The sequence below is a fragment of the Streptomyces sp. NPDC048172 genome, assembly GCF_043202595.1.
Classification (GTDB): domain Bacteria; phylum Actinomycetota; class Actinomycetes; order Streptomycetales; family Streptomycetaceae; genus Streptomyces.
Genome location: NZ_JBIDAT010000002.1, coordinates 450,253 through 461,532, shown reverse-complemented (window position 1 = coordinate 461,532; position 11,280 = coordinate 450,253). Strand labels below are relative to the sequence as shown.

The following is an 11,280-nucleotide window of genomic DNA, read 5'->3' as shown; positions in this document are numbered from 1 at the left end:
CCCTAGTGAGCCTGGGCGATGTTCTTGGTACCGATGCGCTTGCGGAACACCCAGTACGTCCAGCCCTGGTAGAGCAGGACGACGGGGGTGGCGATGGCCGCGCACCACGTCATGATCCTCAGTGTGTACGGGGTGGAGGACGCGTTGGTGACGGTCAGGCTCCACTCCTCGTTCAGCGACGAGGGCATGACGTCGGGGAAGAGGGCGAGGAAGAGCATCGCCACGGCGGCGACGATCGTGACGCCGCTGTAGGCGAACGCCCAGCCCTCGCGCCCGGCCAGGTTGAAGCCGAGCGCCGCGACGAGCGCGACGACGGCGACGACCAGCGCGACGAGGCTCTTGCCGTCACCCGTGTCGGCCTGCGTCCACAGCAGGAACGCCAGTGCGAGCACGGCGGTCAGCACGCCGAGCCGGGTGGCCAGCCGGCGGGCCCGGGTGCGGATGTCGCCGAGCGTCTTGAGCGCGGTGAAGACGGCGCCGTGGAAGGTGAAGAGCGAGAGGGTGACCAGGCCGCCGAGGAGGGCGTACGGGTTGAGCAGGTCGGGCACGTTGCCGACGTACTCCCCCGCCTTGTCGATCTTCACGCCGCGCACGATGTTGGCGAAGGCCACGCCCCACAGGAACGCGACGATCAGCGAGGTGTAGAAGATCGCGTGTTCCCAGTTGGTCTGCCAGCGCTCGTCGTCGCGCTTGGCGCGGTACTCGAAGGCGACGCCGCGCACGATGAGGCAGACCAGGATGAGCAGCAGGGGCAGGTAGAAGCCCGAGAAGAGGGTGGCGTACCACTCGGGGAAGGCGGCGAAGGTCGCGCCGCCCGCGCTGAGCAGCCAGACCTCGTTGCCGTCCCAGACGGGCCCGATGGTGTTGATCAGGACGCGCTTCTCGGTGCGGTCGCGCGCGAGGAGCTTGGTGAGGACGCCGACCCCGAAGTCGAAGCCCTCCAGGAAGAAGTAGCCGATCCAGAGGACGGCGATGAGCACGAACCAGACGTCGTGTAGCTGCACGGTCTCTCTCCTCCCGACTTCTCAGTACGAGAAGGCCATGGGCCGGTCGGGATCGCGGTCGTTGCCGCCGATCTTGGTGGGCGGGTTGAGGTCGGACTCGGTCAGCTCCGGCGGCCCGGCCTTGACGTACTTCACGAGCAGCCGCACCTCGATGACGGCGAGGATCGCGTAGAGCGTCGTGAAGACGATCATCGAGGTGAGGACCTCGGCCTGGGAGACGCTGGGGGAGACGGCGGAGGAGGTGGGCAGCACGCCGTAGACGACCCAGGGCTGACGGCCCGTCTCGGTGAAGATCCAGCCCCAGGAGTTCGCGATCAGCGGGAAGCCGAGCGTGAGCAGCGAGAGGCGCCAGTACCAGGTGGTGAGCGTGCCGCCCAGCTCGCGGCCCCGGGTGAGCGCGAGGCGCGGCACCTCGTCCTCGCGCGTGCGCAGGTGCTCGGCGAGCCAGAGCTTGCGGCGCGTGAGGTAGAGGCCGATGACGCCGAGCCCGAGCGAGGCCATCCCGAAGCCGATCATCCAGCGGAACGACCAGTAGGCGAGCGGAATGTTGGGCCGGTAGTCGTCGAGCCCGATGGTGTCCCTGTACTTCTTCTGGAGCTGCTCGTTGGTGTCGTTGATGCCCGGGACGGATTCGTGGAAGTTGTCGTGGGCGAGGAAGGACAGTATCCCGGGGATCTCGATGGCGACCTTGTTGTGGCCCTTGTCCACGTCGCCGTAGGCGAAGACGGAGAACGGGGCCGGTGCCTGGGTCTCCCACAGGGCCTCGGCGGAGGCCATCTTCATCGGCTGCTGCTCGTACATGATCTTGCCGAGCCGGTCGCCGCTGAAGGCGGTGAGGGCGCCGCCGATGACGAGCGTGACGAGCCCGACGCGCAGCGAGGTGCGCATCACGGCGACGTGCTTCTTGCGCATCAGGTGGAACGCGGCGATGCCGACCATGAACGCGCCGCCGGTCAGGAAGGCCGCGGTGATGGTGTGGGCGAACTGCGCGACCGCCGTGTTCTGGAAGAGCACCCGCGCGAAATCGGTGAGCTCGGCGCGGCCCGACTCATGGTTGATCTTGTACCCGACCGGGTGCTGCATCCAGGAGTTCGCCGCGAGGATGAAGTAGGCGGACAGGATCGTCCCGATGGAGACCATCCAGATCGTGGCGAGATGGAGCTTCTTCGGGAGCTTGTCCCAGCCGAAGATCCACAGCCCGATGAACGTGGACTCGAAGAAGAACGCGATCAGCGCCTCGAAGGCGAGGGGCGCGCCGAAGACGTCGCCGACGAAGCGCGAGTAGTCGGACCAGTTCATGCCGAACTGGAACTCCTGGACGATGCCCGTGACGACACCCATCGCGATGTTGATCAGGAAGAGCTTGCCCCAGAACTTCGTCGCCTTGAGGTACTTCTCGTCGTTCGTCCTGACCCAGGCGGTCTGCAACCCCGCGACCAGGGCGGAGAGGGAGATCGTCAGGGGGACGAAGAGGAAGTGGTAGACGGTCGTGATGCCGAATTGCCATCGCGCCAGGGTCTCCGGCGCCAGCGCAAGGTCCACGTGGCTCTCTCCTTCGGTTCGCGCTGTCGGGCCACTGTGCAGTCTGCCTGTTACATGACGTTATGACGGGGACCAACCAGACAAAACGAACGCGGTCGTGAATGCGTTCACATTCACAAGGATTATGGCGCACCACCATTTCGGACATGCGAGCGGGGGCCCCTCCCCAGGAGAGACCCCCGTACGCCGCCGGACCCTGGCCCTACAGCTCCTTGCGGAACTCCGCCGCGACCTTCAGGAAGATGTCGTTCGCCTCGGTCTCGCCGACCGAGACCCGGGTGCCCTCCCCGGCGAACGGCCGCACCGTGACGCCCGCCTTCTCCGCCAGCTCCGCGAAGTCCGTGGTCCGCTCCCCGAGCCGCAGCCACACGAAGTTGGCCTGCGACTCCGGCACCGTCCAGCCCTGGGCCCGCAGCTCGCGCGTGACCCGCGTCCGCTCCTCGACCAGCGCGGCGACCCGCTCCAGCAGCGCCTCCTCGCTCCGCAGCGAGGCCACCGCCGCGTCCTGCGCGATCTGGCTCACCCCGAACGGCACCGCCGTCTTCCGCAGCGCCGCCGCCACCGGCTCGTGCGCGACCGCGAAGCCGACCCGCAGCCCCGCGAGCCCGTACGCCTTGGAGAACGTCCGCAGCACGCACACATTGGGCCGGTCCCGGTACAGCTCTATGCCGTCCACCACCCGCTCGTCCCGGACGAACTCCCGGTACGCCTCGTCCAGCACCACGAGCACGTCGCGCGGCACCCGGTCGAGGAACCGCTCCAGGTCGGCGCGGGGGATGGCCACGCCCGTCGGATTGTTCGGGTTGCAGACGAAAATGAGCCGGGTGCGCTCCGTGATCGCGTCGGCCATCGCGTCGAGGTCGTGCTCCTCGCCCTCCGTCAGCGGCACGCGCACGGAGGCGGCGCCCGAGATCTGGGTGACGATCGGGTACGCCTCGAAGGAGCGCCAGGCGTAGATCACCTCGTCCCCCGGACCGGCCGTGGACTGGAGGAGCTGCTGCGCGATTCCGACCGAGCCGGTGCCGGTGGCAAGATGCGCGGCGGGGACGCCGAAGTGCTCGGACAGCTCGGCCAGGAGCCCCGTGCAGGCCATGTCGGGGTAGCGGTTGAAGGCCGCCGCCGCGTGGCTCGCGGACTCCAGCACGCCGGGCAGCGGCGGGTACGGGTTCTCGTTGGAGGACAGCTTGTAGGAGACGGGCCCGCCCGCCGCCGCGGGCCTGCCGGGCTTGTAGCTGGGAATGCCCTCCAGCGCCTGCCGCAGCCTGGGGGCCGCCTGGGCCGCCTCCACGGGGGCGTTCTGCTCGCTGTGCTCACTCACCGCTGGTCCTCCTCGCACCGCTCGACGAATACTGCTCACCATAAGAGGATTCCCCCGCCCGGCGTACGGGGTCGTTCGCCGTCCATCGACGTACGCCCCCGCGCTGGTGGCGAGCGCGGTGGCGCGCATCGCTCGTGAAGGTGAGTTGAGACCTCTTCGCAACCTCGCGCATTCCCCGGGAGCAACCGCTCTCCCCTGGGCCGCCCGCCCAGGTCAGCGGCGGGAAGACCGGTCATTCCATGGTCGGTTCGACCTGTCGCTCATGCAGAATCGTGCCTGCTCCAGGTTGTCAAGAGGCGCCCTCGCGGCGGGCCACGCGGGCCTACGATCGGGTCGCCATGACAGCAGCAGAGAAGCATCAGGTGAGCCGGAAGTCCGCCCGCCCACCCCGTGGGGGCACCCGGCTGAACGGGCGGGCCGGGATCAGGGATGTCGCCGCCGCGGCCGGTGTCTCCATCACGACTGTCTCCGACGCGCTCAACGGCAAGGGCAGACTGCCGGACGCCACCCGGCGCCACGTCCGCGAGGTCGCCGAGCGGCTCGGATACCGCCCGTCGGCCGCCGCGCGCACGCTCCGCACGGGCAAGTCGGGACTGATCGGCCTGACGGTCACGACGTACGGCGAAGAACCGTTCACCTTCACGGAGTTCGCCTACTTCGCCGAGATGGCCCGCGCCGCGACCTCGGCCGCCCTCGCCAGGGGGTACGCCCTCGTGATCCTCCCCGCCCCCGCCCGCCACAGCCCCTTCGACGTGTGGTCGAACGTCGCCCTGGACGGCACCGTCGTCATCGACCCCTCCGACCAGGACCCGGTCGTCAGCGAGCTGGTCCGCTCCGGCCTCCCCGTCGTCTCCGACGGCCGCCCGAGCGGCTCCCTCCCGGTCACGGCCTGGGTGGACAACGATCACGAGGAGGCCGTCCAGGGCCTCCTCGACCATCTCGCCGAGTCCGGCGCCCGCCGGATCGGCCTCCTCACCGGCACCAGCACGGACACCTACACCCGCCTGTCCACCACGGCCTATCTGGAGTGGTGCGAGCGCGTCGGCCAGGACCCGGTCTACGAGACGTACCCCGCGCACGACCCGTGCGCGGGCGCCATCGCCGCCGACCGCCTGCTCGCCAGACCCGACCGCCCCGACGCGGTCTACGGCCTCTTCGACCCCAACGGCACCGACCTGCTCGCCGCCGCCCGGCGCTACGGGCTGCGTGTCCCCGAGGACCTGCTGCTGGTCTGCTGCAGCGAGTCCACCGTCTACGCCACGACCGAACCCCCCATCACCACGCTCTCCCTCAAGCCGGGCCGGATCGGCAACACGGTCATCCAGCTCCTCATCGACGCCATCGAGGGCATCGGCCCCGGCCGCCCGGTGCAGCAGGTGATGCCGACCGACCTCATCGTCCGTACGTCCTCGCAGCGCCGCAGCACCCGCACCACCGTGAGCGCGCCCCGCGCTCCCGCGCCCGACTGAGCGCGGGAGCGCGGGGGCGCGGGCGGAAGCGGCGAATTTCCGAGGCGCGTCCAGGACACGAGCGGGTGACGAGCGGGGTACGAGACCGGAGAATTCAGGAGGAATTCACACCCCGTTCGGCCACCTCGTCAAATGCGGGACCCCAGGTGCGTCACAAGCCGCGACCAGCGTTCCTATGATTGGGGGCACCCCCGGCCGAGGGCCGGGGGAGAACGACACCGGGACCGGCTCCCGACCTGGGAACACCCAGGCCGTACGACCAGCGGCCGGGAGCTTCTCCCCCGGGCCGCCCCGGCTCGACGCAAGGGGGAGGTCTGCGGTGGACGGCGGCGGCGCGATGGTGGAGGGGTCGATGACTCAGGGGGCCGGTCAGGGACCCGACGTATGGCACGGCGGGATGGCCGCACAGGCGGCGGGGCAAGCCGCGGGGGAGCCCACCCCGCAGAGTCCGGGCCCGGCGAACGGCCCGGCGAACGGCCCGGCGAACGGGCCGGGGGACCGCGGAGGCCCGCCGGGGCCGCCCGCTCCCCCAGCCGCGCCCGCACCGGCGCCCGCGCCCGTGTCTCCTCCCCCCGCGCCGGCACCCGCGCCCGCGCCCTCCGCGCCCCCTCCGGCACCGGCCCCGCGGCCCGTACAGGCCCAGCGGCCCGCACCGGCGCCCGCACCGCACGAGCCACCGGCCCCGCAGGCGCCCGCGGCGGCGCGGCCGCCCGGCGACGCGCCTGAGCCCGCGGCCGCGCCCGCACCCGAGCCCGAGCCCGTCCCCGAGCACGTCCCCGCGCCCTCCGGCGACGACGGGGTGCCCGAGGGGGTGCCCGACGGGATGCCCGAGGAGTACACGCCGACCGCGCGTGACCTTCCGGTGGTCGGCTCCCGCGCCTCCGCGCCGCCCCCGCCGACCCCCACGATGGTCGACGTCCCGGCGGCCACGAGCGGCAACGACGGCGAGGGCCCGCTCTACGTGGTCGGCGACGTCCACGGATACCTCGACGAACTGCGCGCCGCGCTCCGCCAGTTCGGGATCATCGACGCCGACGACCGCTGGATCGCGGACAACGCGCGCCTGTGGTTCCTCGGCGACTTCACCGACCGCGGCCCCGACGGGATCGGCGTCATCGAGCTCGTCATGCAGCTCTCCGCCGAGGCCGCCGCCGCCGGGGGCTACTGCAAGGCCCTCATGGGCAACCACGAGCTGCTCCTGCTCGGCGCCAAGCGCTTCGGCGACACCCCCGTCAACTCCGGCGCGGGCACCGCCTCCTTCCAGGCGGCGTGGCTGCTGAACGGGGGCCAGCGCAGCGACATGGAGCGGCTGCGCGACCACCACATCCAGTGGATGTCCCGGCTCGACGCGATCACCCTCGCCGACAACCATCTGCTGGTGCACTCCGACGCCTCCTGCTACCTCGACTACGGCGAGACGATCGAGGACGTCAACGACGCGATCACCGAGGCACTCCAGCGGCAGGACGCGGAGGAGACCTGGGAGCTGTTCCGGAAGTTCACCAAGCGGTTCGCCTTCCGCGAGGAGGGCGCGGGACCCGCCGCCGTGCGCGAGCTGCTCGACACCTTCGGGGGCAAGCGCATCGTCCACGGCCACAGCCCCATCCCGTATCTGCTGGGCGAGGTGGGCAGCGAGGACGACGAGGCGGCGCCGGACGTGACCGGTCCGCACGTCTACGCGGACGGGCTCGCGGTCGCGATGGACGGCGGCGTGACCATGGCCGGAAAGCTGCTCATCGCCCAGCTTCCGCTGGTGAATTGAGGCGCGGACGTCCCCCGAAGCTCCGGTCGCGCTGATTCACACGCGGAATCCCGGGCAGGTGTTTCCCCAGAAGTGATCGGCTGGGGGGCACCGCGAGAGCGGGTCAATTCTGGAAACTCTCTGTCACGTAGTGCCGGAGGCGCTCTACCATCGGTTTTGCCGACGAGTTCTCTCCGCCCTGCTGACCCGCCCCGCCCTCGACCGGCCACACGAGGCCCTACGGAGCATCGGGGGATGCACATGAACAGCGCTCCGCATCTGCTGCGCGAAGACCGGCCCGAGTTCGAGCGGGTCCTCGACGAGGCTCTGCGAACCGCGCACCGCCGCCCCGACCTTGCCGCGCTCGGCCAACGGCTGAACGCCGAGCAGCTGCGCACCATGGCCCTCAGCGCCGCCACCGCGATAGCCGCGTGCGCCGAGGCCGAGTACCAGCAGTTCGTGCGCCTGCGCGAGGAATTGCGCCAGCCCTCCAACGCGCCCTCGTCGATGGGCCCCCCGGAGCCGGAGCGGGGACCCGACGGCGTCCAGCCGCGAGGGGAGGGCGTGAGCAGGATCGCCAGCGCGATGGGCGGCGAGGGGCTCGCCGAGGCCACCGGCGCCGGGCTCGTCGCCATCGTCTCGGTGCTGGCCCCGGTCCTCGCGGGCACGGCCGCCGTGATCTTCCTGCTGCTGGGGTACGCGCTGCATCTGATGACCCCCGAGCCCTCCATCGCGGAGCCCATGCGCAGCGCGGGCTGGGTCTTCGCCGCGGTGGCCGCCGCGGGTGTCGTCATCGCGATGGGCGGCCTGCTGCTCGCCGCGCTGCGGAACGGGGCGAGTTCGGTGCGCGCTCCCGGCGGCGGCAGGGGGGAGCGCGGCCGCGGCGCCGATCACGGCGCGGGCGGACTCGCCGAGGAGGTCGCGCTGGCCCGCGCCGCCTGGCGGGAGGCGCTGCTGGAGCGCGGCATCGTGCCGTTCCTCCGCGAGGCCCTCGCCGACCCGCAGGGCGCCGAGCAGGCGCCCGCGACGTACGTCCAGCGCGAGCAGCGCACCACGTTCGGGTACTCGCACCCGGACTTCTCCAGCCGGCCCTCGTCCGAGCCCCCCGACGAACCGGGGCCCCGCCTCCGGTTCACCAGTCCCGACTACTCCAGCCCGGACTACGGGAGCCCGGAGCACCCGAACTCCTAGCCGGGGACGCCCTCTAGGGCCTAGCGTGCCGCCGCGTCCAGCGCCCGGCCCAGGTCGGTCACGAGGTCGTCCGCGTCCTCCAGGCCCACCGAGAGCCGGACGAAGCCGTCCGGGACGTCGTCGCCGCCCCAGCGCCCCCGGCGCTCGGCGGTGGAGCGCACGCCCCCGAAGCTCGTGGCGTCGCCGACCAGCCGCAGCGTGTCGAGGAACCGTTCGGCGAACTCCCGGCCGGGCAGCGTGAAGGAGACCACGCAGCCGTAGCGGCTCATCTGGCGCGCGGCCGCCGCGTGCGCCGGGTCGCCGGGCAGACCGGGGTGGCGTACGTCCGTGACCTCGGGGCGTACCCGCAGCGCCTCGGCGACGGCCAGCGCGGTGTCCGCCTGGCGCCGGGTCCGTACGTCCAGCGTCGCCAGCGAACGGTGCGCGAGCCACGCCTCCATCGGCCCCGGGATCGCGCCGACCGTCTTGCGCCAGGCCCGCACCGAGGCGGCCAGGTCCGCGTCCCGGCACGCCACATAGCCGAGCAGCACGTCGCCGTGCCCGGTGAGCGCCTTGGTGCCGCTGGCCACCGAGAGGTCGGCGCCCAGCGCGAGCGGGCGCTGCCCGAGCGGGGTGGCGAGGGTGTTGTCCACGGCGACCAGTGCGCCCCGCTCGTGCGCCGCGTCCGCGAGGGCGCGGATGTCGCACACGTCCAGGCCGGGGTTGGACGGCGTCTCGATCCACAGCAGCCGGGCGCCCGCGAGCAGTTCGCGCTGCGCCTCTCCGGCCGTGGGCGCGGTGCGGACCTCGATGCCGAAGTCCTCCAGGCGCTGCCGCAGGGAGGCCAGCAGGTTGTAGCCGTCGGAGGGGAGCACGGCCGCGTCCCCGGGCCGGAGCTGGGAGAAGAGCACGGCGGAGATCGCGCCCATCCCGGAGGCGAACGTGACCGTCTCCACGTCCGGGTCGCCCGGCGACTCCAGCTCCCCGATCGCGCTCTCCAGCCCCGCCCAGGTGGGGTTGGTGTCCCGCCCGTACGCGTACGGCGCGTCCGTGACGTCCCCGGGCAGGTGGTAGTGCGCGGCGAACACGGGCCCCGGCAGCGGCGGCGCGTACGGCTCCTCGCCGGGCAGCCCGGCCCGTACGACGCGGGTGGCGTCGGCGTCGTCCATGGTCGTTCGCTCTCCTCCGGTTCGGCTTCGGGCCCCGGCCTCGGATGCGTCTTCAGGCCGCGTGCAGCGCCGCCCGTGCCACGGCCCCGCACCGCGCACCGTAACCCCCGCCGAAGAGCACCGCGTGCACCAGGAGGTGCTGGAGCTGGTGGAGCGGGACGCGCGCCGCGAGCCCGGGGACGGGGCGCGCCTCCTCGTACGCCGCGAGGACCCGGGCGAGCCGCGGCGAGCCGAACAGGTCGAGCAGCGCGAGGTCCGTCTCCGGGTGGCCGCCCTGCGCGGCCGGGTCGATGAGGCGTGGGCGCCCGTCGGCGGCCCAGTGGACGTTCCCGGACCAGAGGTCCCCGTGGATGACGGCGGGCGGCTGCGGCGGGCCCCACACGGCCGCGTCGCCGGTACGGGCGCACACCGTCTCGACCTCGCGGGCGTCCTCCGGGGCGAGGTTCCCGGCGTCGACGGCGGCGCGCAGGAAGGGCAGCAGCCGGTGCTCGGCGTGGAACGCGGGCCAGTCGGCGGGGTCGGTCACCGGCTCGGCGGGGGACGTCAGGGGCAGCGGGCCCAGATAGCAGGGCTCGCCCGGGGTGCCGTAGGACGGCGCGGGCGTGGCGTGCAGCGCGGCCAGGTCGCGGCCGAGCCGCTCGGCCTGCGCGTCGTCGGCGGGGCCCGGCTCGATCCACTCCAGCACGAGCGCGTCGCGCCCCGCGCCGTACACCTCGGGCACGGCGACCGCGCCGGTCTCCCGCAGCCGGGCGAGCCCGGCGGCCTCGGCGGCGAAGAAGTCGGCGGGCGCGGCGTGCAGGGTCTTGGCGAAGACCTGCCGGGCTCCCGCCGCCCCGGGGCCGGGGCCGGGCCCGCCGTCGAGCGTGACGCGGTACGCGTCGCAGATCGAGCCGCCGCCGACCGGCGTCGCGGAGACGGCGTCGGCGCCGACCGCGCGCGACACCGCCTCCAGCACGGCGCCCGGCATCAGCCGCGCGCCCCGTCGAGGTCCGTCTCCAGGGACTCCGTCACGGCGTCCAGCAGGCCCGGAACGGCCGCCTCGACCATCTCCAGGCAGACGTCGAAGCCGCGCGTGCCCCCGTAGTACGGGTCCGGGACCTCCATGCCGCCCGGCTCGCCGGGGTCGGCGGCCGGGTCGTACGAGCGCAGCAGCCGCACCTTCGCGGCCTCGCCGGAGTTGCGGGCCATGGCGCGCAGCTCGGCCGCGTGGCCCTCGTCCAGCGCGACGACCAGGTCCTCGCGCGCGAACCAGTCGGGCGCGAACTGCCGGGCCCGGTGCGCGAGCTCCCCGTACCCGGCGGCGGCCAGCGTCGCGGCCGTACGCGGGTCGGCGTCGTCGCCGATGTGCCAGCTTCCGGTGCCCGCGCTGCTCACCTCCACGAGACCGTCGAGGCCCGCCTCCGCGACCCGGTCGCGGAAGACGGCCTCGGCCATGGGCGAGCGGCAGATGTTCCCGGTGCAGACGAAACAGACGCGGTACATACCGGTCAGTCCCTGTCCGGAAGGGCCATGTTCAGCGCCCAGGAGACGAGCGAGATGATCAGACCGCCGAGGACGGCCGTCCAGAAGCCCTCGACGTGGAAGCTGAGGTCCAGCTTGTCCGCCAGCCAGGAGGTCAGCATCAGCATCAGGGCGTTGATCACCAGCGTGAAGAGCCCCAGCGTGAGGATCAGCAGGGGCAGCGAGAACAGCTTGACGATCGGCTTGACCACGAAGTTCACGACGCCGAAGATCAGGGCGACGACGACCAGGGTGAGGGTCTTCTCGCCGCTGGAGCCGCCCGAGAGCGTGATGTCGCCGATCAGCCAGATCGCGACGGCCAGCGCACCGGCGTTGGCCAGCGTCTTGATGAGGAAATTCGTCATGG

Annotated in this window: 10 protein-coding genes; 3 read left to right on the top strand and 7 right to left on the bottom strand. The window is 72.4% G+C overall.

From position 1 onward, the window contains the following. Positions 1 to 2: 2 nt before the first annotated feature. The 3 genes from cydB to hisC form a co-directional block, all read right to left on the bottom strand. Positions 3 to 1,004 carry a cytochrome d ubiquinol oxidase subunit II gene (gene cydB / locus ACGF3A_RS10655; protein WP_393728004.1) on the bottom strand — a complete coding sequence of 334 codons (1,002 nt, stop codon included), beginning with the start codon at positions 1,002 to 1,004 and terminating at the stop codon, positions 3 to 5. 21 nt (positions 1,005 to 1,025) lie between these two features. Then, the gene (locus ACGF3A_RS10650; RefSeq protein ID WP_393728002.1) at positions 1,026 to 2,546 is read right to left on the bottom strand and encodes a cytochrome ubiquinol oxidase subunit I; all 1,521 of its coding nucleotides are present in this window, start codon (positions 2,544 to 2,546) and stop codon (positions 1,026 to 1,028) included. A 202-nt stretch (positions 2,547 to 2,748) separates the two neighbouring features. Then, positions 2,749 to 3,834 (bottom strand): histidinol-phosphate transaminase, encoded by a 1,086-nt coding sequence (hisC, locus tag ACGF3A_RS10645; RefSeq protein WP_393729082.1) that lies wholly within the window; start codon positions 3,832 to 3,834, stop codon positions 2,749 to 2,751. A gap of 368 nt (positions 3,835 to 4,202) precedes the next feature. On the opposite strand from hisC, the gene ACGF3A_RS10640 reads away from it, so the two are divergent. From ACGF3A_RS10640 to ACGF3A_RS10630, 3 genes are all read left to right on the top strand, one after another. Further along, positions 4,203 to 5,333 carry a LacI family DNA-binding transcriptional regulator gene (locus tag ACGF3A_RS10640; protein ID WP_393728000.1) on the top strand — a complete coding sequence of 377 codons (1,131 nt, stop codon included), beginning with the start codon at positions 4,203 to 4,205 and terminating at the stop codon, positions 5,331 to 5,333. 337 nt (positions 5,334 to 5,670) lie between these two features. Continuing rightward, positions 5,671 to 7,095, top strand: coding sequence for a metallophosphoesterase family protein (locus tag ACGF3A_RS10635; RefSeq protein WP_393729080.1), 1,425 nt, complete (start codon positions 5,671 to 5,673; stop codon positions 7,093 to 7,095). A 234-nt stretch (positions 7,096 to 7,329) separates the two neighbouring features. Next, positions 7,330 to 8,265 carry a hypothetical protein gene (locus ACGF3A_RS10630; RefSeq protein WP_393727998.1) on the top strand — a complete coding sequence of 312 codons (936 nt, stop codon included), beginning with the start codon at positions 7,330 to 7,332 and terminating at the stop codon, positions 8,263 to 8,265. A gap of 20 nt (positions 8,266 to 8,285) precedes the next feature. On the opposite strand, the gene ACGF3A_RS10625 is transcribed toward ACGF3A_RS10630, so the two are convergent. From ACGF3A_RS10625 to ACGF3A_RS10610, 4 genes are read right to left on the bottom strand one after another with little or no spacing between them, the layout of a single operon-like run. After that, positions 8,286 to 9,413, bottom strand: a complete 1,128-nt coding sequence (locus ACGF3A_RS10625; protein ID WP_393727996.1) for a cystathionine gamma-lyase — start codon at positions 9,411 to 9,413, stop codon at positions 8,286 to 8,288. A 52-nt stretch (positions 9,414 to 9,465) separates the two neighbouring features. After that, positions 9,466 to 10,380 carry a fructosamine kinase family protein gene (locus tag ACGF3A_RS10620; RefSeq protein ID WP_393727994.1) on the bottom strand — a complete coding sequence of 305 codons (915 nt, stop codon included), beginning with the start codon at positions 10,378 to 10,380 and terminating at the stop codon, positions 9,466 to 9,468. Continuing rightward, complete coding sequence (locus tag ACGF3A_RS10615) at positions 10,380 to 10,895, bottom strand: low molecular weight protein-tyrosine-phosphatase (protein WP_393727992.1); 516 nt, start codon at positions 10,893 to 10,895, stop codon at positions 10,380 to 10,382. Before ACGF3A_RS10615 ends, ACGF3A_RS10620 begins: the two co-directional genes overlap by 1 nt. Positions 10,896 to 10,900: 5 nt before the next feature. Continuing rightward, positions 10,901 to 11,278 carry a phage holin family protein gene (locus ACGF3A_RS10610; RefSeq protein ID WP_393727990.1) on the bottom strand — a complete coding sequence of 126 codons (378 nt, stop codon included), beginning with the start codon at positions 11,276 to 11,278 and terminating at the stop codon, positions 10,901 to 10,903. Positions 11,279 to 11,280 lie beyond the last annotated feature (2 nt).

Bases quoted from the DNA above. Each gene is read 5' to 3' on its own strand.
- ACGF3A_RS10610 (WP_393727990.1), bottom strand. From the start codon at position 11,278: ATGACGAATTTCCTCATCAAGACGCTGGCCAACGCCGGTGCGCTGGCC.
- ACGF3A_RS10615 (WP_393727992.1), bottom strand. From the start codon at position 10,895: ATGTACCGCGTCTGTTTCGTCTGCACCGGGAACATCTGCCGCTCGCCC.
- ACGF3A_RS10620 (WP_393727994.1), bottom strand. From the start codon at position 10,380: ATGCCGGGCGCCGTGCTGGAGGCGGTGTCGCGCGCGGTCGGCGCCGAC.
- ACGF3A_RS10635 (WP_393729080.1), top strand. From the start codon at position 5,671: ATGGTGGAGGGGTCGATGACTCAGGGGGCCGGTCAGGGACCCGACGTA.
- ACGF3A_RS10625 (WP_393727996.1), bottom strand. From the start codon at position 9,413: ATGGACGACGCCGACGCCACCCGCGTCGTACGGGCCGGGCTGCCCGGC.
- ACGF3A_RS10640 (WP_393728000.1), top strand. From the start codon at position 4,203: ATGACAGCAGCAGAGAAGCATCAGGTGAGCCGGAAGTCCGCCCGCCCA.
- ACGF3A_RS10630 (WP_393727998.1), top strand. From the start codon at position 7,330: ATGCACATGAACAGCGCTCCGCATCTGCTGCGCGAAGACCGGCCCGAG.